18 protein-coding genes are annotated in these 18,919 nt (G+C 63.9%); 12 read left to right on the top strand and 6 right to left on the bottom strand.

Annotated features, from left to right (window positions below; translation table 11 throughout):
- Nucleotides 1-24: 24 nt before the first annotated feature.
- Nucleotides 25-924 (bottom strand): YdiY family protein, encoded by a 900-nt coding sequence (locus tag A8G00_RS12830; RefSeq protein ID WP_103000847.1) that lies wholly within the window; start codon nt 922-924, stop codon nt 25-27.
- Between the two features lie 44 nt (nt 925-968).
- Nucleotides 969-1,454: an RNA pyrophosphohydrolase gene (locus A8G00_RS12825; protein WP_044663162.1), complete on the bottom strand. Its 486-nt coding sequence runs from the start codon at nt 1,452-1,454 to the stop codon at nt 969-971.
- A gap of 195 nt (nt 1,455-1,649) precedes the next feature.
- Between A8G00_RS12825 and A8G00_RS12820 the strand changes: the two genes are divergently transcribed.
- Both A8G00_RS12820 and A8G00_RS12815 read left to right on the top strand, forming a co-directional pair.
- Nucleotides 1,650-3,026 (top strand): deoxyribodipyrimidine photo-lyase, encoded by a 1,377-nt coding sequence (locus A8G00_RS12820; RefSeq protein WP_103000914.1) that lies wholly within the window; start codon nt 1,650-1,652, stop codon nt 3,024-3,026.
- A gap of 35 nt (nt 3,027-3,061) precedes the next feature.
- Entirely contained in the window at nt 3,062-4,327 is a 1,266-nt protein-coding gene (locus tag A8G00_RS12815) for a cyclopropane-fatty-acyl-phospholipid synthase family protein (protein WP_103000846.1), read from the top strand.
- Nucleotides 4,328-4,528: 201 nt separating this feature from the next.
- Here A8G00_RS12815 and A8G00_RS12810 read toward each other — a convergent pair whose 3' ends face one another.
- Together A8G00_RS12810 and purF are read right to left on the bottom strand one after the other, a co-directional pair.
- On the bottom strand, nt 4,529-5,254 hold the full coding sequence (locus tag A8G00_RS12810) for an SDR family NAD(P)-dependent oxidoreductase (RefSeq protein ID WP_103000845.1): 726 nt from the start codon (nt 5,252-5,254) through the stop codon (nt 4,529-4,531).
- Nucleotides 5,255-5,335: 81 nt separating this feature from the next.
- Nucleotides 5,336-6,796, bottom strand: a complete 1,461-nt coding sequence (purF, locus tag A8G00_RS12805) for an amidophosphoribosyltransferase (protein ID WP_044662385.1) — start codon at nt 6,794-6,796, stop codon at nt 5,336-5,338.
- 200 nt (nt 6,797-6,996) lie between these two features.
- Between purF and ccmC the strand changes: the two genes are divergently transcribed.
- From ccmC to A8G00_RS12770, 8 genes are all read left to right on the top strand, one after another.
- The gene (ccmC, locus tag A8G00_RS12800) at nt 6,997-7,719 is read left to right on the top strand and encodes a heme ABC transporter permease CcmC (protein WP_048577085.1); all 723 of its coding nucleotides are present in this window, start codon (nt 6,997-6,999) and stop codon (nt 7,717-7,719) included.
- A gap of 4 nt (nt 7,720-7,723) precedes the next feature.
- Nucleotides 7,724-7,879 (top strand): hypothetical protein, encoded by a 156-nt coding sequence (locus A8G00_RS25170; RefSeq protein WP_172451852.1) that lies wholly within the window; start codon nt 7,724-7,726, stop codon nt 7,877-7,879.
- Nucleotides 7,876-8,322, top strand: coding sequence for a cytochrome c maturation protein CcmE (ccmE, locus tag A8G00_RS12795; protein ID WP_044662383.1), 447 nt, complete (start codon nt 7,876-7,878; stop codon nt 8,320-8,322). Before A8G00_RS25170 ends, ccmE begins: the two co-directional genes overlap by 4 nt.
- 139 nt (nt 8,323-8,461) lie before the next feature.
- Nucleotides 8,462-10,402 carry a heme lyase CcmF/NrfE family subunit gene (locus tag A8G00_RS12790; protein WP_103000844.1) on the top strand — a complete coding sequence of 647 codons (1,941 nt, stop codon included), beginning with the start codon at nt 8,462-8,464 and terminating at the stop codon, nt 10,400-10,402.
- Nucleotides 10,399-10,926, top strand: a complete 528-nt coding sequence (locus A8G00_RS12785) for a redoxin family protein (protein WP_082166194.1) — start codon at nt 10,399-10,401, stop codon at nt 10,924-10,926. The genes A8G00_RS12790 and A8G00_RS12785 overlap by 4 nt, the downstream gene beginning before the upstream one ends.
- The gene (locus A8G00_RS12780; protein WP_025547423.1) at nt 10,923-11,333 is read left to right on the top strand and encodes a cytochrome c-type biogenesis protein; all 411 of its coding nucleotides are present in this window, start codon (nt 10,923-10,925) and stop codon (nt 11,331-11,333) included. The genes A8G00_RS12785 and A8G00_RS12780 overlap by 4 nt, the downstream gene beginning before the upstream one ends.
- Nucleotides 11,330-11,965: a cytochrome C biosynthesis protein gene (locus tag A8G00_RS12775; protein ID WP_103000842.1), complete on the top strand. Its 636-nt coding sequence runs from the start codon at nt 11,330-11,332 to the stop codon at nt 11,963-11,965. Before A8G00_RS12780 ends, A8G00_RS12775 begins: the two co-directional genes overlap by 4 nt.
- Nucleotides 11,966-12,107: 142 nt before the next feature.
- On the top strand, nt 12,108-14,036 hold the full coding sequence (locus A8G00_RS12770; RefSeq protein ID WP_025547421.1) for a potassium transporter Kup: 1,929 nt from the start codon (nt 12,108-12,110) through the stop codon (nt 14,034-14,036).
- 53 nt (nt 14,037-14,089) lie between these two features.
- Here A8G00_RS12770 and A8G00_RS12765 read toward each other — a convergent pair whose 3' ends face one another.
- The gene (locus A8G00_RS12765) at nt 14,090-14,554 is read right to left on the bottom strand and encodes an Hsp20 family protein (protein WP_007685769.1); all 465 of its coding nucleotides are present in this window, start codon (nt 14,552-14,554) and stop codon (nt 14,090-14,092) included.
- Nucleotides 14,555-15,092: 538 nt separating this feature from the next.
- Between A8G00_RS12765 and A8G00_RS12760 the strand changes: the two genes are divergently transcribed.
- Both A8G00_RS12760 and A8G00_RS12755 read left to right on the top strand, forming a co-directional pair.
- Nucleotides 15,093-16,343: a lipoprotein-releasing ABC transporter permease subunit gene (locus A8G00_RS12760; protein WP_103000841.1), complete on the top strand. Its 1,251-nt coding sequence runs from the start codon at nt 15,093-15,095 to the stop codon at nt 16,341-16,343.
- On the top strand, nt 16,336-17,025 hold the full coding sequence (locus A8G00_RS12755; RefSeq protein ID WP_103000840.1) for an ABC transporter ATP-binding protein: 690 nt from the start codon (nt 16,336-16,338) through the stop codon (nt 17,023-17,025). Before A8G00_RS12760 ends, A8G00_RS12755 begins: the two co-directional genes overlap by 8 nt.
- Here A8G00_RS12755 and A8G00_RS12750 read toward each other — a convergent pair.
- Nucleotides 17,011-18,819, bottom strand: coding sequence for a diguanylate cyclase (locus A8G00_RS12750; RefSeq protein WP_103000839.1), 1,809 nt, complete (start codon nt 18,817-18,819; stop codon nt 17,011-17,013). The two genes, A8G00_RS12755 and A8G00_RS12750, sit on opposite strands and share 15 nt — an antisense overlap.
- Nucleotides 18,820-18,919: the final 100 nt, after the last annotated feature.

The following is an 18,919-nucleotide window of genomic DNA, read 5'->3' as shown; positions in this document are numbered from 1 at the left end:
CTGGTCCTGAAAGTCGGCGACCGCTTAGAAATCATAGGTGAGGGTCAGGCGACTCATCGTGTCCGAATCCCGCGCCGACAGCAGCGTCTCCGATTCATATTGCACATTGTAGGAAAAGGCTGCCGACCAGCGTGTTCCCACCTTCGTCACCAGCGAGGTTAGCGAATTCAGCGTATAGACGTCGCTTTCGGCATAGCCGGAGGCTGTCTGCCTGAAGGTCAGCGCAGGGGTCAGGCGCCAGGCGAAGTCCATGGACGCACGGGCGCCCAATTTGGTCTCCCGCTCTCCGGTCACATATTTGGCATGGCGGATCGAAGGACCGGCATCCAGCGAGAGGTCGACCGGATCGCTGACGATCAGCTTGTAACCGATGCCGGCCGAGGCGGTGTAGCGCGCGTTATAGCCGATCGACGTATCCCGCTCGAACTGCGTCAATCCATAGGCGAAGCCCCGTGGATCGAATTCATAGCGGGGCTCATAGCTGGCGGTATAGCGTTCGCGCGAGGTCACGCCGTTGGCGCGCCGGTAATCGACGCTGGCGGCCAGCTTGTGCGACCATTGGATGCCGGTGCGCTTGACCGCTGCGCTGGCGCTGATGCCGATTTCGCTGGTGGAGCCGGTGGAGCGGAAGCCGCCCGCTTCGATCTTGCCCGTCCACAATTCCGTGAAGCGCGCCTCGCGGATCACGGTTTCCTGCGTCGCCTTGGTCCGTTCCTTCCAACTGTTGACCATGCGCTGAATCTCGTCGGCGGAACCGGGATTGGTCTGCTTGGCGATCTTCGCGACGGTCGCGATCTCGGTCTCATTGCCGTTGGCGATGGCCGCCTCCAGCATTTCCCGCACCGATGGCGGCAGGAGCACGGGGTAATCGGCGAGCGCCGGGGTGGAGAGGAAGAGGGGCAGAACGGCCAGCCAGTAACGCATGCGCCTTCTCATACCGGCATGGCGGCGGATTTTAACCCTTGTTTTCAGATCAAATCCCTGAATTCCTGGAGAATATCCCGATACAGCTTGCGCTTGAACGGCACGATCAGGTCAGGCAGGCTCTCCGGCTCCGTCCATTTCCATTCGCGGAATTCAGGATGCGCCGTCTGGATGTCGATGTCCTCATCCGACCCCAGGAAACGCGCAAGGAACCAATATTGCCGCTGGCCGCGATATTTGCCGCCCCACAGCTTGCCGATCAGTTCCGGCGGCAGATCGTAGAAATGCTCTTCGCGCGCCTTGGCGATGATCTCCACATGCTCGCGAACGATGCCGGTCTCCTCGTTCAGTTCCCGAAGGGCAGCCGCCTTCATATCTTCGCCGTCGTCGATGCCGCCCTGTGGCATCTGCCAGGCTTCCACCGCATTATCGATCCGCTGACCGACGAAAACCTTGCCATCCATGTTGACGAGCATGACACCGACGCATGGCCGGTAGGCGAGTTCTGAATCATTCGGCATCGAAGCCATCATAGTCCCTGGTCGTTAATCCCGACAAGCCATCCGGGGGCTCCAGCCCGCCCGTCGCTTTGTGCAGTGCAAGAATAAGCGGGGCGGGGCGGCGCGTCCATGCCGGAAAAATCCTGACGCGGCGATTTGTGCTGTGCATCGCTTCAAATGGGCGGGGGCTTGGAACATCGGGCGGCCCATGGCATGCCCGATCGCATGTCAGACCCCGTAATTCTCTGGTTTCGTCAGGACCTGCGCCTTGCCGATCAGGCCGCACTGGCAGCCGCCGTGCAGGAAGGGCCGGTGATTCCCGTCTATGTGCTGGACGATCAGGCGCCGCGCCAATGGAAGATGGGCGGAGCGTCGCGCTGGTGGCTGCACCATAGCCTGAAGAGCCTGGACGAAAATCTTCGGGAGAAGGGATCGCGCCTGATCCTGAGGCAGGGAAACTGCATCGATCAGATCGTCCAGATCGCTGAGGAAACGGGCGCCCGGCGCGTGCATGCCCTGCATCATTACGAACCCTGGTGGCGCAATGCGGAGAAGGCGCTCGCCAAAAGGCTGGAGCTGTGCCTGCATGACGGCACATTGCTGCTGCCGCCCGGCGCGGTGCGGACGGGCGAAGGAAACAGCTATCGGATCTATACCCCCTTCGCCCGCGCCGTGATGGAGCATATGCCGCCGGCCGAACCGGTTCGCGCGCCTTCGCGCATCGGTGCGCCAGGACGTTGGCCGAAAAGCGATTCGGCGGACCAATGGGACCTTTTGCCGACCAAGCCGGATTGGGTCAGGGCCTTTTCACGCGACTGGACTCCTGGGGAAGCGGGGGCGCGGGCCAATGTCGCCGCCTTTCTCGACCAGGTGGCGGATTATGACAGGGCCAGGAACCTGCCCTCGCTGGAGGGGAGCTCTCGCCTGTCGCCGCACCTCCATTTCGGGGAGGTCTCCCCCGCCTATGTCTGGCGCCGGGTTGCCGGAGCGCCCGGCGATGCGACGACCTTCCTCAAGGAACTGATCTGGCGCGACTATGCCCATACGCAGATATGGGCCATGCCCGCCTATGGATCGGAAAATGCGCGGCCAGCCTTCGACGCGATGCCCTGGCGCGATCTTCGCGAGGCTGGTGCCGATTTCAAGGCGTGGAAGACAGGGCGCACGGGCTATCCCATTGTCGATGCCGGCATGCGGCAGCTCTGGACGACGGGCTGGATGCATAATCGGGTGCGCATGATCGCGGCCAGCTTCCTGATCAAGCATCTGCTGATCGACTGGCGGCATGGGGCGCGCTGGTTCTGGGATACGCTGGTCGATGCGAGCTACGCCAATAATAGCGTCAACTGGCAATGGGTTGCAGGCAGCGGCGTCGATGCCAATATCTTCTCGCGGATCATGGCGCCCCTGACCCAGTCGGGAAAGTTCGACGCCGCAGACTATATCAGGGCCTGGGTGCCGGAACTGGCGCATCTGAACGATGACATCATTCACGACCCCGAAGCGCATGACGCGCGTCCGTCCGATTATCCGGCCAAGTGCATCGGTCATCGGGAGGGGCGTGAACGGGCTCTCGCCGCATGGCGCGGGATCAGGCCATGATTGCGACGCGGTAAACCATCGGGCAGAGTGGAAGCATGAACGCCATTGAACCCCGTCGTGGCCGGGCCGCAGTGCCGGTCAGGCGACCGCTGGAGCGCCGCAGCCATGGCTGGCCGGATCGTCTCGCCGCCCGGCAGTTCCACAAATTGCTCGACCGCATCGACCTTGGGCTCGAACAGGGTTCTTTGCTCGCCATTCTGCCGGACGGCAGCCGGCGCCTGCTCGGCGGCCGCGCAGCGGGACCGGAATGCGAGGTTCATCTGCTGCGCTGGCGGGCGCTGATTCGCCTGATCGCCGGGGGATCGGCGGGCTGGTACAGGGCCTGGGCCCGGGGAGAGTGGACTAGTCCCGATCCGGTTCCGCTCTTCGCCCTGTTCATGGCCAATGCCGCCAGCCTGGGCAATGTCGCCCGGCCGCATGGACCGGCACGCTGGATCGGGCGCGCGTTCCATTGGGCGCGCCGCAACAGCCGCAAGGGTTCGCGGCGCAACATCGCCTATCATTATGATCTGGGGAATGATTTCTACCAGCCATGGCTCGACAAGGGCATGCATTATTCCAGCGGCCTGTTCCGCGACCCGGACGACCGGATCGAAAGCCTGGAGCGGGCGCAGCAGCGGAAGGTCGACGCCATTCTCGACCGGCTCGACATCGGCGATGGCGATTCGCTGCTGGAAATCGGCTGCGGCTGGGGCGGCTTGGCCGAACAGGCGATGGCGCGTTGCCCGATCCGTTATGACGGGCTGACCCTGTCTGTGGAACAGGCGCATTTCGCACGTGACCGCCTGGGCTCGGGAGCGAACATCATATTGCGCGACTATCGCGACGCGCAGGGGCAATATGACGCCATTGCCAGCGTGGAAATGGTGGAGGCAGTCGGGCAACGTTACTGGCCGGCCTATGTCGGGGCGATCGAGCGTCTGCTTAAGCCCGGTGGGCGGGCGGCCATACAATATATATTGATCGATGACGCCATCTTCGAAGGCTACGCCCGGGGCGCGGATTTCATCCAGACCTATATCTTCCCCGGTGGCATGCTGATTTCGGAAAGCCGTTTCCGGGCCTTGGCCGAAGCGAATGGTTTGGAGTGGCGTGATGTACGCCGCTTCGGTCTGCACTATGCCGAAACGCTGCGGCGGTGGCGCGAACGCTTCGACCGGGCGGTCGACAGGGGATGGTTGCCGGCCGGTTTCGACCAGCATTTCGTCGATCTATGGCGCTATTATCTGATGTATTGCGAAGGCGGCTTTCGCGGCGGCACCATCGATGTCGCGCAGGTCACGCTGGTGAAGCCGGCTTAGGGCGGGAGGAATTCAGTTCGGCTAGAGCGTTTTCCAAGCAGATGGAATCATCTGCTGACTCGAAAAACGCGATAAAACAAAAACTTAGAGCAGTCGAGCCGATGCAATCGGATCGGAATCTGCTCTAGCGGCCTTGGCGGGTGGATGGGGGAAGTGCCATGCCCGCAACCGGCCAATCCAGTCATCCCCAAGGCTCAGCCTCTAATCGATACGCGTCCGGTATCCGTCGGGCGTGTCCGCAATCACCAGATCGAGAATCGCCTGACCCACGGCAGCCGGTTCCTTGAGCGTCGCCGGGTCTTCACCCGGAAAGACCCGCGCCCGCATCGCTGTACGGGTGGCGCCCGGATCGACGATATGGGTGCGGATGGCGGAGATGTTCTTCACTTCTTCGCCATAGGCGCCGACCAGGGTTTCGAGCGCCGCCTTCGAAGCGCCATAGGCGCCCCAATAAGCGCGCGGCGTCGCGCCGACCGAAGAGGTGATCGCCACCACGCGCGCATCGCCGCTCGCCCGCAGCATGCCGTCGAACGCCGCGATCAGCGCCTGGGGCGCGGCGACGTTGAGCGTCAGCAACCGGGCGAATTCCTTGGCGTCGATGGCTGGAACCGAAGCCAGGCTGCCCAGCGTCGCCGCGTTCAGGACCAATATGTCCAGCGCCTGCCAGCGACCCGAAATGGCATGCGCCAATCGCCCGATGCTTTCGCCGTCGATGAGGTCCAGCGGCGCGATGGTCGCATTGCCGCCGCCCTCGTGAATGCGATCCTCCACCTCTTCCAGCCCGCCCGTGGTGCGGGCGGTCAGGATGACATGGGCGCCGGCGGCGGCGAGCGCTTCCGCAGTGGCGGCGCCGATGCCGCGGCTCGCTCCGGTGACGAGGGCGAGCTTACCGGAAAGGGGTTGGCCGGAAAGGGGTTGGGTCGACATGAATATCCCTCATGGGGTCAGGAAGGAGCAAGCCCGAGGCCGCAAAGCGTCGGGCTGTCCGTCCAGCGGTAGGAAAGGCGTTCAGACCACTCGTTCGGCCAGCAGTTCGAGCTGGTTCTGAACCACGGCTTCGTCCTGGTCGGTCAGAGTGGTGGGATAGTCGCCGGTGAAGCAGGCGTCGCAATATTGCGGCCGTATGTCGGCGCGCTTCGCCTCGCCCAAGGCCTTGTACAGGCCGTCGATCGAGATGAAGGACAGGCTGTCGGCATGAATGAAGTCCTGCATCCCGCCAATGTCCAGACGGTGCGCCAGCAGCTTGGTCCGTTCCGGCGTGTCGACGCCATAGAAGCAGCTATGCTTGGTCGGCGGACTGGCGATGCGCATGTGCACTTCCTTGGCGCCTGCCTCGCGCATCATCTGCACGATCTTGAGCGAAGTGGTGCCGCGCACGATCGAATCGTCGATCAGGACGATCCGCTTGCCCTCGATCAGGGCGCGATTGGCGTTATGCTTCAGCTTCACGCCCAGATGGCGGACCTTGTCGCCCGGCTGGATGAAGGTGCGCCCGATATAGTGCGAGCGGATGATGCCCAGCTCGAAGGGAATGCCCGATTGCTGGGCATAGCCGATTGCTGCCGGAACGCCGCTGTCGGGCACGGGGATGACGAAGTCCGCCTCGACCGGATTTTCGATGGCCAGTTGTGCGCCGATCGCCTTGCGGACCGAATAGACGCTGGAGCCGTCCACGACCGAATCGGGACGGCTGAAATAGACATGTTCGAAGATGCAGGGCCGGGCATGGGTGTCGCCGAAGGGACGGTGGCTGCGCACCTCGCCGTCATGGGTGACGATGACCAGTTCGCCCGGTTCGATGGAGCGGACATGCTCCGCGCCCACCACATCGAAGGCGACGGTTTCCGAAGCGAAGATGATCGAATCGCCCAGCTTGCCCATGACCAGCGGCCGGATGCCCAGCGGGTCGCGGCAGGCGACCATGCCTTCGGGCGTCATGACGATCAGCGAATAGGCGCCCTCGACCTGCTTCAGCGCATCGATGAACTTGTCGAGCAGCGTGCGATAGGTGGACGTGGCGACCAGATGGATGATGACTTCCGTGTCCGAGGTCGACTGGAAGATGGAACCGCGGCGGATCAGTTCCCGCCGCAGCTTCATGGCGTTGGAGATGTTGCCGTTATGCGCGACGGCGAAACCGCCCGAACTCAGTTCCGCATAAAGCGGCTGGACATTGCGGAGCGATGTCTCGCCGGTGGTGGAATAGCGGACATGGCCGCAGGCGGCGGTGCCGGGAAGGCCCCGAATCACTTCGTCGCGGTCGAAATTCCCGGCCACATGCCCCATCGCCCGATGGGTGTGGAAATCATGGCCGTCCCAACTGGTGATGCCCGCGGCTTCCTGGCCGCGATGCTGGAGCGCGTGAAGGCCAAGTGCCACCATGGCGGAGGCGGTTTCAGCGTTGAAGACGCCGAAAATGCCGCATTCCTCACGCAATTTGTCGTCATCGAACGGGTTGGTCGTAAACATGGGTTTTTGATGGTCCACTGCCGATCCTGTGCGCCCTCATCGGGACGGCTTTCGCGCGCATATAGTGCGTCGGCGACGATTTGTCGCCTGCCTGTCACAAAAAAGGGACGCGATACCCACCGGCCGCTATTTTCCAGCGATGAAATTGGGAAAAAGGCCTACTGGCCTTGAGCCATTGGGGAGGCTAATAGCCTCTTCTCATGCATCGTTTCGCCAATCCTGCACGCTTCCTCAAAATTGCCCGGCCGTTGACCGCCTGGCTGTTCTGGCCGGGGCTGATCCTGCTGCTGGCCGGCGCCGGCTGCGGCCTGTTCGTGACCCCGGCGGACTATCTTCAGGGGGATACGGTGCGCATCCTCTACATTCATGTGCCGGCTGCGTGGCTGGGCATGGGCGGATGGACCGGAATCGCCGTCGCTGCCCTCATGCAGCTCGTCTGGCGCCATCCGCTCGCGGCCGTCGCGGGCCGGGCCATCGCCATGCCGGGCGCTTTCTTCACGGCGATCTGCCTTATCACCGGATCGATCTGGGGCCGGCCGACCTGGGGCACATGGTGGGAATGGGACGGACGCATGACCTCCATGCTGGTGCTGTTCTTCCTCTATCTCGGCTACATCGCGCTCGCCAATGCCAGCGCGCGGCAGGGCAGCGGCGGGGTGAGCCCGGTGACAGCCATTTTCGGGCTGGTGGGCGCGATCAACATCCCGATCATCAACCGCTCCGTCGTCTGGTGGAACAGCCTGCATCAGGGGCCCAGCATCACGCTGCGCGGGTCCAGCATCGATACCGCGCTGCTTTGGCCGCTCGGCTTCACCCTCGCCGGATTTACCTTGCTTTTCGCCGCGATCGTGCTGATGCGCATGCGCGCCATATTGGCGCAGAACAAGATCGAAGCGCGCATGCAAAGGCTGGCGCGGGGGTGAGGATATGAACCAATGGGCTTTCGTCATCGGCGCCTATGCGCTGACCTTGTCGGGCACCGGCCTCATCAGCCTGTTCAGTTGGCGCGCGATGCGCAACGCTGAACGCAGGGCGTCGGCGGACGGGGCATCGGCGGACAGGGTATCGGCGGGCAGGGCATGAAGGCAAAGCATCAAAGGCTGATCCTGGCCGTGGTGGCCCTGCTCGCGCTGATCGGCGCGGGATTGCTGGCCGCTTCCGCGCTGAAGGACGAGGCGGCTTATTTCTACGCGCCCAATGACGTTAAGACCAAGGGCGTCGAGCCGGGCAAGGCGATCCGGCTGGGCGGCATGGTGGTCAAGGGCAGCCTGAAGCGCGCCAGCGACGGCGTCACCATCCATTTCGACGTCACCGACGGCAAGGCGACCGTTCCGGCGAGCTTCAAGGGCATCACGCCCGACCTTTTCCGCGAAGGTTCAGGTGTGGTGGCAGAAGGTGCTTTCGATGCGGGCGGCACATTCCAGGCCACCAACCTGTTGGCCAAGCATGACGAACGCTACATGCCGCGTGAACTGGAAGGCATGAGCTATGATGAAAAAACCCATAAGATGAAGGCCGAAAGGTGAGCGAGAGCCAGCTTCATCGGCAAGGTCATGCTGGGGTTGGTTCAGCATCCGTCAGGCCCCGCGCTCCGCAACTCGAAGGGGCGGAGCAGGCCCGGCATCTGGTTCATGGTCACGAAGCATCCGGGGAGGAAGCGGCAGCATGATCGCTGAAGCCGGCCTTGCCGCATTATGGCTCGCCGCGTCCTTGGCGCTGCTTCAATTGGCGCTGGCCGCTATCGGGCTGGCGGGCGGCAAGAGCGAGCTGCTGGGCGCCGTCCGTCCGGTGGCGGTCGCGCAGGGGGTGCTGACCGCGACGGCCTTCGCCTTGCTGATCATGCTGTTCCTGCGGTCCGACATGTCGGTCCTGCTCGTCGCCACCAACAGCCATTCGATGAAGCCATGGCTCTACAAATTCGCTGGAACCTGGGGCAATCATGAAGGGTCGATGCTGCTCTGGGTGACGGTGATGGGCGTCGCCGGATCGGCCGTCGCCTTGTTCGAGCGGGCCTTGCGGCGTGAAACCCATATGGCGACGCTGGGCGGACAGGCGGCGATCAGTCTTGGTTTCTACGCCTTCCTGCTTTTCGCCTCCAATCCCTTCGCGCGGATCGATCCGCCGGCGGCAGACGGGCAGGGGCTCAATCCGCTGTTGCAGGACCCTGGGCTCGCCTTCCATCCGCCGACCCTCTATCTCGGCTATGTCGGCCTGTCGGTCGCCTTTTCCTTTGCCGTGGGGGCGCTTTTGACCCGGCAGGTCGACGCGGCCTTTGCGCGCGCCATGCGGCCCTGGGTATTGGGGGCGTGGATATTGCTGACGCTCGGCATCACGGCGGGCAGCTATTGGGCCTATTATGAGCTGGGCTGGGGCGGCTGGTGGTTCTGGGACCCGGTGGAGAACGCCTCGCTCATGCCGTGGCTGGCGGCGACGGCGCTGCTGCATAGCGTGACCGTGCTGGCCACCCGCGACGCCCTGCGCGCCTGGACGGTGATGCTGGCGGTCGTCGCCTTCTCCATGTCGATGGTCGGCACTTTCCTCGTCCGGTCGGGCATCCTGACCAGCGTCCACGCCTTTGCCGTCGATCCGGAGCGCGGAACCTTCATCCTGGCGTTGCTGGGCATCTATATCGGCGGGGCGCTGGCGCTGTTCGGCTGGCGCGTGGGCGCGGTCCGCGAGGGCGCGCCGTTCGAGCTGGTCAGCCGGGAAACCATGCTGGTCGTCAACAATCTGCTGCTGTCGGTCATATTGGGGCTGGTGCTGATCGGTACGCTTTATCCGCTGCTGACCGAGGCCTTCGGCCATAAGGTCTCGGTCGGCGCGCCCTATTTCGACCGCATCGCCGGGCCTGTCGCGCTTGCCTTGATGATCGTCATGGTCCTCGGGCCGCTGACCCGCTGGCGGCGCGACCGGATGCGGGAGGTGAGCCGGCGCATAGCCGTCCCGCTGATAATTGCGGGATTGGTTTTCCTCGCCTTGTCGGCATTCGCCTGGGGACGGATCGGCATATTGCCTTTCCTCGGCCTGGTGATCGCCCTGGCCGTCGCTGTGGGGAGTGTCGCGCCGCTCTGGAAGCGCAATCTGCGTCGCACGCCGCTTTTCACCTGGGGCATGGTGATCGCGCATCTGGGCTGCGCGGTCAGCCTGGCGGGCATGGCCTGCGATTCGGCCTTCACGGTGGAAAAGCTGGTGGCCGCCCGCCCCGGCGATACTGTGGAGACGGCGGGCTGGACGATCCGGTTCAAGCAGATCCTGCCGATAGCGGGCGATAACTGGACCGCGCTCCAGGCGGATATGGAAGCCAGCCGGAACGGTGGGGAGCCGGTCCTGATCTACCCGCAGTCCCGCTTCTTCGCCTCGCCGCCTACGACGACGACGGAGGCCGCTCTGCTGACCCGCTGGAATGGCCAGCTCTATGTCGTGCTGGGGCAGGAGGCGGATGAAGGCCGCTGGCAGCTCCGCATCTGGTGGAAGCCTTTCGTGACGCTGATCTGGCTGGGCGGTTTCCTGATCGCTGTGGGCGGCGCGCTGGCGCTGGTCGGGCGGGAACGGCGCGGATGGCTGCTCAAATGGCGGGCGCGCAGGGCCGTGGAGGCCGGCGCATGAGGAAGCTGCTGATCTGGCTGCCGCTGGCGCTGTTCCTTGGTTTTTTCGGGCTGTTTGCCAGCGGGCTGCTGCGTCCGGACGACCGGATCATCAATTCGAAACTGGTGGGCAAGGCGCTGCCCGCCTTTGTCCTGCCTGCCGCCGCGAGCGACCGGCCGCCGCTGGCAAGTTCGGAACTCGCGACCGGCAAGCCGCGCCTGCTCAATATCTTCGCGAGCTGGTGCGTGCCCTGCGCGGCCGAGGCGCCGCAGTTGCTGGCGCTCAGGCAGGCGGGCGTGGAGATCGACGCCATCGCCATCCGCGATGCCCGGCCCGATGTCGACGCCTTCCTCAAGCGCTATGGCAATCCCTATTCCCGCATCGGCCTGGATGCGCGGAGCGAGGTGCAGATCGCCATGGGTTCGTCGGGCGTGCCCGAAAGCTTCATCATCGATGGAAGGGGCCGCATCGCCTATCAGCATGTCGGCGACATCCGCGAGGATGATGTGCCGATGATCCTGGACCGGCTGAGGAACGCGCAATGAGGATGCTGGTCGCCCTGCTGGCGTTGATGCTGAGCGTGCCGGTCTTCGCCCAGTCCGCGCTGCCGCCGGCGCCCTATGCCGACCGCCAGATCGAAGACCCGGCCCTGGAGAAGAAGGCGCGGACGCTGATGGAGACGATCCGCTGCCTCACCTGCCAGAGTCAGTCGATTGCCGACAGCAATGCCAGCATGGCCGGCGACATGCGCTCCCAGATTCGCGAGCGCATCATGGCGGGGGAAGAGCCCGAGCATATCCGCGCCTGGCTGATCGAGCGCTATGGCGACTGGGTCAGCTATGAACCGACAGCCGATCCGATCCTCTGGCCGCTCTGGGCCGCGCCCCTGATCCTGCTGGGATTGGGGCTGCTGCTGCTGCGCGGTCGGATCAAGCGGGGGAGGCGGGCATGACCGGCTGGATCATTGCCGGCGCCCTGCTGGTCCTGGTGAGCGTGGCGCTTGTCCTTGTCGGGCGGGTGCCGCGGTCGGCCTGGGAAATCACGGCCGCTGCGCTGTTGCTGGGTTTGGCCGGCTATGCGTGGCAGGGCCGTCCCGGACTGGCCGGCTCGCCCCGGCAGGCGGCCGACAGGGGCGGCGCCGCGTTCGACGAGAAGCTGGCCGAGCAACGCCGGGGCCTTGCCGAGCGCTATGGCAAGGCGGGCCAATGGCTGATGCTTTCGGACGGCCTTGGCCGACAGGGGAAGACGAAGGAAGCGGCGAACGTCCTTTTGTCCGGACTTCGCGAGACTCCGGACGATCCCAATTTGTGGCTGGGCTTCGGCAATGCGCTGGTCGCGCATGCAGGCGGAGTGCTGTCTCCCGCCGCCGATTTCGCCTATCGCCGGTCGATGGCGATCGATCCCGAAGGTCCGGCGCCCCGCTATTTCTACGGACTGGCCCTCGCCCGGGCGGGGCAACTCAAGGAAGCCCGCGCCCTTTGGGCCCCGCTGGCCGCCAGCGCCCCCGAAGGCAGCGAGGTCAGGAAGGAACTCGAAGGCAATATCGCGCGTATCGATGCCATGCTCGGGTCCGAAGGCCGATAGACGGTCGAAGCCGCAGCGGCATCATTGCCACCACCCGGGAGCCGTGATAGGGCGCGGCGGTTTGCGGGGGCTTATGGAATGACAAGACGGGCCGCTTCCCCGTTCGGGTGTCCAAAGATCATGACAATTCGGCATTTTCTTCATGGCTGACGAGATCACCAACGGCGCCGTGCGCGTCGATGACGAGGGCGCCCATGATCACGGTCATGCCGGACAGAAGGCCACGCTGAAGCTGGTCGTCGGTGCGATCGGCATCGTCTTCGGGGACATCGGCACCAGCCCGCTTTATGCCTTCCGCGAAACATTCGCCGGGCATCATCATCTGGACCTCGATCCGGATCATATATTGGGCGTCATCAGCCTGATGTTCTGGTCGATGATGCTGGTCGTGACGCTGAAATATGTCACCGTCATCATGCGTGCGGACAACAAGGGGGAGGGAGGCAGTCTCGCCCTGCTCGCCCTGATCAACGGCCAGACCAGGACGCAGCGATGGTCGCGCGGCATCGTCCTGCTCGGCGTGTTCGCGACGTCCCTTTTCTACGGCGACTCGATGATCACGCCCGCCGTGTCGGTGCTGTCGGCGGTCGAGGGACTGGCGGTCTACAACAGCAGCCTTGCGCCGCTGATCCTGCCGGCCGCGATCGTCATCCTGCTCGGCCTGTTCTGGATACAGGGACTGGGGACCAACCGGGTCGCATCGCTGTTCGGCCCGATCATGCTGTTCTATTTCCTGACCATCGCGGTTCTGGGCATCATCAGCATCGTCAAGACGCCGGGCATCCTCCACGCCTTCAATCCCTATTGGGCGGTCATGTTCTTCGTCACCGACCCGCTGCCGGCATTCCTCGCCCTGGGCGCGGTCGTGCTGGCCGTGACGGGCGCGGAAGCGCTCTACGCCGATATGGGGCATTTCGGACGCAGCCCGATCCGCGTATCCTGGCTGACCTTCGTCCTGCCTGCCCTGATGATGAACTATATGGGGCAGGGCGCGCTGCTGTTCCGGGAGGGCGCGGCCGCCCTTCACAGCCCCTTTTATTATCTGGCGCCGCAATGGGCGCAATTGCCGCTGGTCGGGCTGGCCACGCTGGCCGCGATCATCGCCAGCCAGGCGGTGATCTCCGGCGCTTTTTCCGTCACGCAGCAGGCAATCCAGCTCGGCTTCATGCCCCGCCTACGGATTGCGCATACCAGCGCGTCGACGGCCGGCCAGATCTACATCCCCCTCATCAACTGGGGGCTGATGGTCATGGTGATCCTGTTGGTGCTGGTGTTCCAGACCTCGTCGAACCTCACGGCCGCCTATGGCATCGCCGTCACGGGCGCGATGTTCATCGACAATGTGTTGCTGACGGTGCTGCTCTACCGGCTATGGAAATGGCGCTGGTATTATTCGGCGCCTCTGCTTTCGGTGCTGTTCCTGGTGGACGGCGCCTATTTGGCCGCCAATTTCACCAAGGTGCCCGATGGCGGCTGGTTCCCGCTGCTGATCGGCTTCGTGATCTTCACCCTGCTCACCACTTGGTCGCGCGGGCGCCGTCTGGTTCAGGACCGGCTGCGCGAAGCGGCCATGCCGATTCCCGTCTTCGTCGCGTCCGCCGCGAACAGCGCGGTTCGGGTGCCCGGTACGGCGGTTTTCATGACCTCCACGCCCGATGGCGTTCCCCATGCGCTGCTGCATAATCTCAAGCACAACAAGGTGTTGCATGAGCGCGTCATCCTCTTGACCGTCAAGATCAAGGATGTGCCGGTTGTAGAAGATGACGGGCGCTTCAAGCTGGAGGATCTGGGCCGCGGATTCTTCCGGCTGGTGCTGCAATATGGCTTCATGCAGGAGCCCGACGTCCCCGCCGCGCTCAAGAATGTGACTGGTTGCGGTCAGGCGTTCAGGATGATGGACACCAGCTTCTTCCTAGCCCGGCAGACGCTGCTGCCGTCGGCCAAGCCGGGGATGCCGCTGTGGCGGGAGAAGATTTTCGCCTGGATGCTGCGCAATGCGGAAAGTGCAATGGAATTCTTCCGGCTGCCGACCAATCGCGTGGTCGAACTGGGCAGCCAGGTCGAGATCTGATCCATATAAAGGGCGCGGCAGAACCGCCGCGCCCCATCTTCCATCCAAGCGGATCAGGCCGCGTCGCGATCGGCATTGATCTCGACGAGCTGACCGCCGTTGATCGCGATCTTCTTCGGCTTCATCGCCTCCGGAACCTCACGCACCAGTTCGATCGTCAGCAGACCATCGGCCAGGTCGGCCTTTTCGACCCGCACGAAATCGGCGAGTTCGAAGCGGCGTTCGAAGCTGCGGTTGGCGATGCCGACATGCAGGAAGCGAGAGCGGTCGCCGCCCTGCGATTCTTCCTTGCGCCCGGTGACCTGGAGCAGGTTCTGCTGGGCAGTGATGTCGATCTCGTCCGTCCGGAAGCCCGCGACGGCCAGCGTGACGCGATAGCGATCTTCGGAAATCCGTTCGATGTTGAACGGGGGATAATTGTCGCCTTGCTGCAACCGGGCGTTGTTCTCGATCAGGTCGAAGAGACGATCGAAGCCCACGGTCGAGCGGCGATAGGGGGTAAGGTCAAAACCACGCATTGTCATAATCTCCCAAAGAGCAAAATGAACATGCCGGACCCAGAACAAGGCATCCGGCGGTACCATGTCCAACCCCATATGGCGGCTGGACGGCTTTGATATGGTTCGATGGAAAAGCGTTTCAAGTGGTCTGGCGACGGGATTTTGGGTGCGTGGCGGGCGCCATGCGCAGCCTTGTTCACATGCCCGGAGGCGGCCCAGCAGCTGGTCGTTCAAGCCCGAAAAGAAAAGTACCCGGGCCGTGTTTCCACGACCCGGGTACTAATGGACGATTGCTCGTCTCCCCCTTGGCCTGCCTCAACCGCTTCTCAGCCCCCTAAGCTCGAAGCGGGATGCAGTATCCCTGAACCACGGCCATTTACCTGTGCTTCGTCGCCTGTGCTATGTATAGAGCAGGCCGCTGTCACGGGCTATTTCCCAGCCTTGTGATTTTCCCCGCGAGGCTGTGGCTCCGGTGCAACAATCCGGCAATGCTTGCCGTCGGTCGATAGCATGCTAGACGGGCTGCCTGTCCAATCGAGAGGCCATTCGCGCCGTCATGATTCTATCCCGATACGAACGCATGATTGCCAAGCGTTACCTGCTGCCCGGCAAGGGGGAGGGGTTCATATTCCTGGTTGCCGGCATCAGCCTGGCCGCCGTGATGCTGGGGGTGGCGGCGCTGATCATCGTGATGAGCGTGATGAACGGCTTTCGCGCCGAACTGTTCGACAAGATCGTGGGCCTTAACGGTCATGCCGTCGTCCAGGGCTATGGCGGACGCCTGCCGGACTGGAAGGCGGTGTTGAGGGAGGCGAAGGCGACGCCCGGCGTGACCAGCGCCACGCCATTGATCGATCAGCCCCTGCTGGGCAGCTTTCAGGGGCGGGTGGAAGCGGTGCTGGTGCGCGGCATGGCCGTGAACGACATCCGCAACAATGCAACGCTGAAGGCGAAGGTCGTGGCCGGCAGCCTGAGCGCGCTGACCCCCAATGGCGGCAAGGTGGCGATAGGGTCGCGGCTGGCGGAAAATCTGGGAATCCAGTTGGGCGACAGCCTTACCATCATCAATCCCGCGGGCCGTTCGACGCCCTTCGGCACGGTGCCGCGGCAGGTATCCTATCAAGTGGCCGCCATTTTCGAGGTCGGCATCTACGATTATGACAAGGCCTTCGTCGTCATGCCGGTGGAGGACGCCCAGACATTGCTGCTGTTGGGCGACGTCGTCAGCATGATCGAGGTGGAGACCGTCAACGCCGACCAGGTGGCCGCCATATTGGAACCCTTGGCCGGCAAGGTCGCGGGCCGCGCTATCGTCACCGACTGGCGGCAGATGAATGCCTCGCTGTTCGAGGCGCTGGCGGTCGAGCGCGTCGCCATGTTCGTCGTGCTGTCGATCATCGTGCTTGTGGCGGTTTTCAACATACTCTCCTCGCTCATCATGCTGGTGCGCGCGAAGACGCGCGACATCGCCATCCTGCGGACCATGGGTGCGAGCCGGGCCGGGCTGGTGAAGATATTCATGACCGTGGGCGTGACGATCGGCGCGTTGGGCATGGCGGCGGGCATGGTGCTGGGCTTCACCTTCCTGTTCTTCCGTCAGAGCGTGGTGAACGCGATCCAGTTCATGACGGGGCAGAATCTCTGGGACCCCTCGATCCGCTTCCTTACCGAATTGCCGGCCAAGCCCGATCCGGTGGAGATCGTCATCATCTGCCTGATGGCGTTGATCTTCAGCTTCCTGGCGACGCTCTATCCCGCGTTCAAGGCCGCCAATACCGATCCCGTGCAGGTGCTGCGTTATGAATGAGATATTGAAGGTCGCAGGCCTCAAGCGCAGCTTCACCCAGGGCGGCGTCACCATAGAGGTGTTGCGCGGTGTCGAGTTGTCGGTGGCGCCGGGAGAGATCGTGGCGTTGCTCGGTCCGTCGGGATCGGGGAAATCGACGCTGCTCCAGGCGGTAGGACTGTTGGAAGGCGGCTTCGACGGATCGATCCGCATCGCGGGCGAGGAAGCGGCGAAGCTCGACAATGACGGACGGACGCGGCTTCGCAGGGATGCGCTGGGCTTCGTCTATCAGTTCCACCATCTGCTTCCCGACTTCAATGCGGTGGAGAATGTCATCCTGCCGCAGGTGATCCGCGATGCGGAGATGGCAACGGCCCGCGCTCGCGCCGAATCCCTGCTCGGGTCATTGGGGCTTGGCCATCGGCTGGAACATCGGCCCAGCCAGCTTTCCGGCGGCGAGCAGCAGCGCGTGGCCGTGGCGCGGGCGCTGGCCAACCGGCCTGCGCTGGTCCTTGCGGACGAGCCCACCGGCAATCTGGACGAACGGACCGCCGACGTCGTGCTGGCCGAATTCCTGCGGCTGGTGCGCGAGGAAGGTTCCGCCGCGCTGGTGGCGACGCATAATGAAAGACTGGCGGAGAAGATGGACCGGGTTGTCCGCCTTCATGAAGGACTGCTGGAGGAAAGTTCAGGCGGAATGTGACGCCGCATCCCGAACCGTCGCGATGACGATCTGGTTCCGTCCCTGATTCTTCGCCCGAAGCAGCGCGGCGTCCGCCGTCCGGACCAGTGTTTCCGCCCTGCCATGGTCGGGGAAGACGGCAAGGCCGAAGGAGGCTGTGATCGGCCCCAGTTCTTCGCCCCGATGCTCGACTCGCAGTTCCTGCAATTTCTGCTGCACCTGAATGGCGCGGTCGATGGCCTGGTCCTGCGCGAAGCCGGGCATCAACAGCACGAACTCCTCCCCGCCCAGACGGAAAGCGCAATCCTTTTCCCGCAACGCTTCGTCCAGCACGCCGCCCACGGCGCGCAGCACGGCATCGCCCGCATCATGGCCATGGGCGTCGTTGAACCGCTTGAAATGATCGATGTCGACCATCAGGCAGGCCAGCGGCGTCAGGGCGCTTTCGGCATGGGCCACCTGTTCGTTGAACACCGCATCGAAGCGGCGACGATTGGCCAGCCCGGTCAGCGGATCGGCCATGGCCATCTGCCGCAACGCATCGCGCAGCCGCAGATTGGCAAGAGCCAGGCCGATATTTTCCGCCAGCATCTCCAGATATTTCTCGGTGCGGCCGATCTGGTCGGCGGTACGATCCTCGGGCTGCTCGACATAGAGTAGGCCGATGCTCTCCCCCTGCGCCGTCAGCGGTATGCAGATGGTGCGGACCTGCGCATTTCCCGTCAGATGCTCGCAGGGAATGTCGACCAGATCGCCGGCCGGCTTGTGAATCTGCCCCCGCCGCAGCGCCCAACAAGCGGCGGGTGTAAAATCGCCGCCCGACTGCCGGGGCGACAGCCAGTCGCAGGCCTGCACCATCATGTTGCGGCGCGTGTCGTGAATGTAGAGCCGCCCGGCAAAACCCGGCGCGATCTCAGGCGCGAAACGCCGGACGACCTCGACCAGGTCGCTGGTGCTGCCGCATCCCTGCAGCCGTTGCGTCATGCGGGAAAGCTGGTCGCGCGTGATCCGGTCCGCATCGCGTTCCTGCTCCAGCCTTTGCCTTTCCAGGCCGTTTTCCCGGAAAATGCGGATGGCCTGCGCCATGTCGCCAATCTCGTCCACCTGGGGAAAGTCGGGCGGCACAGCGGCGTAGTCCTGCGCGGCAAGGCGCGTCACGACATCGCTCAGCCTCACCACCGGACGCAATATGCGCTGCTTCAGGATGAAGTAGAGCACGCACAGGAACAGCAGGGCGGTAGCACCCAGCATGATTTCCGACATGATGCGCCACTGCCGGGCCGCTTCGGTCGCCTGCTGGACGGTGTTTTCCGCCCGCTGATCCAGCATATACTGGAACTTGCCGATCTGGGCGGCGACGCGATCGAGTTCCCGGCCATATTCGTCCCCGAAGACTATGGTGCGCGCGGTCTCCCGGTCTCCCTTTTCGGCGGCGTTGATGGCGGCTTCCTGCTCATCGGTCAGCGCGTCGGCCCAGTGCAACCCCTGCCGCAACGCCGCCAGTTCGCTGATGCTTGCTCCCCGGTCGCGCAGATGCAGGATGCGCTGCTCGACAGAGCGGAGCGCCGCCTTCTCCCGCCGATAGGCGATGATATGCGACGGATCGCCCGTAATCACATAGGCGCGCGCCTGCTCGGTCAGCCGATAGGTGTCTTCCTCCAGCGTGGCGGTCATCTGGTCGAACACGGCCCGCTGCTCGACGGCGGCCCGCTCCTTTTCTTCCGCGCTGGAGGCCATCAGCATGACCGCCCCAGAAGCCAGGGTAAGGGCCACGGTGGCGCCATAGGCATAGTTGGTAATGGTGGATAGACGCATGATCCGCTCAGGCTAGAACTCAATAGTTGGAGATGTGTTAACCATCGGCCAGTGACGGCGCAATTTTACCCACGACTTTCTGCGTCCGGGGGCTGGCGCC

The sequence above is a fragment of the Sphingobium sp. SA916 genome (assembly GCF_002894065.1).
Taxonomy (GTDB): Bacteria; Pseudomonadota; Alphaproteobacteria; order Sphingomonadales; family Sphingomonadaceae; genus Sphingobium; species Sphingobium fuliginis.
Note: the sequence above shows the minus strand (reverse complement) of the source record. Positions and strands in the feature narration are given on the sequence as shown.

Bases quoted from the DNA above. Each gene is read 5' to 3' on its own strand.
- A8G00_RS12830 (WP_103000847.1), bottom strand. From the start codon at position 924: ATGCGTTACTGGCTGGCCGTTCTGCCCCTCTTCCTCTCCACCCCGGCG.
- A8G00_RS12825 (WP_044663162.1), bottom strand. From the start codon at position 1,454: ATGGCTTCGATGCCGAATGATTCAGAACTCGCCTACCGGCCATGCGTC.
- A8G00_RS12820 (WP_103000914.1), top strand. From the start codon at position 1,650: ATGTCAGACCCCGTAATTCTCTGGTTTCGTCAGGACCTGCGCCTTGCC.
- A8G00_RS12815 (WP_103000846.1), top strand. From the start codon at position 3,062: ATGAACGCCATTGAACCCCGTCGTGGCCGGGCCGCAGTGCCGGTCAGG.
- A8G00_RS12810 (WP_103000845.1), bottom strand. From the start codon at position 5,254: ATGTCGACCCAACCCCTTTCCGGCCAACCCCTTTCCGGTAAGCTCGCC.
- purF (WP_044662385.1), bottom strand. From the start codon at position 6,796: ATGTTTACGACCAACCCGTTCGATGACGACAAATTGCGTGAGGAATGC.
- ccmC (WP_048577085.1), top strand. From the start codon at position 6,997: ATGCATCGTTTCGCCAATCCTGCACGCTTCCTCAAAATTGCCCGGCCG.
- A8G00_RS25170 (WP_172451852.1), top strand. From the start codon at position 7,724: ATGAACCAATGGGCTTTCGTCATCGGCGCCTATGCGCTGACCTTGTCG.
- ccmE (WP_044662383.1), top strand. From the start codon at position 7,876: ATGAAGGCAAAGCATCAAAGGCTGATCCTGGCCGTGGTGGCCCTGCTC.
- A8G00_RS12790 (WP_103000844.1), top strand. From the start codon at position 8,462: ATGATCGCTGAAGCCGGCCTTGCCGCATTATGGCTCGCCGCGTCCTTG.
- A8G00_RS12785 (WP_082166194.1), top strand. From the start codon at position 10,399: ATGAGGAAGCTGCTGATCTGGCTGCCGCTGGCGCTGTTCCTTGGTTTT.
- A8G00_RS12780 (WP_025547423.1), top strand. From the start codon at position 10,923: ATGAGGATGCTGGTCGCCCTGCTGGCGTTGATGCTGAGCGTGCCGGTC.
- A8G00_RS12775 (WP_103000842.1), top strand. From the start codon at position 11,330: ATGACCGGCTGGATCATTGCCGGCGCCCTGCTGGTCCTGGTGAGCGTG.
- A8G00_RS12770 (WP_025547421.1), top strand. From the start codon at position 12,108: ATGGCTGACGAGATCACCAACGGCGCCGTGCGCGTCGATGACGAGGGC.
- A8G00_RS12765 (WP_007685769.1), bottom strand. From the start codon at position 14,554: ATGCGTGGTTTTGACCTTACCCCCTATCGCCGCTCGACCGTGGGCTTC.
- A8G00_RS12760 (WP_103000841.1), top strand. From the start codon at position 15,093: ATGATTCTATCCCGATACGAACGCATGATTGCCAAGCGTTACCTGCTG.
- A8G00_RS12755 (WP_103000840.1), top strand. From the start codon at position 16,336: ATGAATGAGATATTGAAGGTCGCAGGCCTCAAGCGCAGCTTCACCCAG.
- A8G00_RS12750 (WP_103000839.1), bottom strand. From the start codon at position 18,819: ATGCGTCTATCCACCATTACCAACTATGCCTATGGCGCCACCGTGGCC.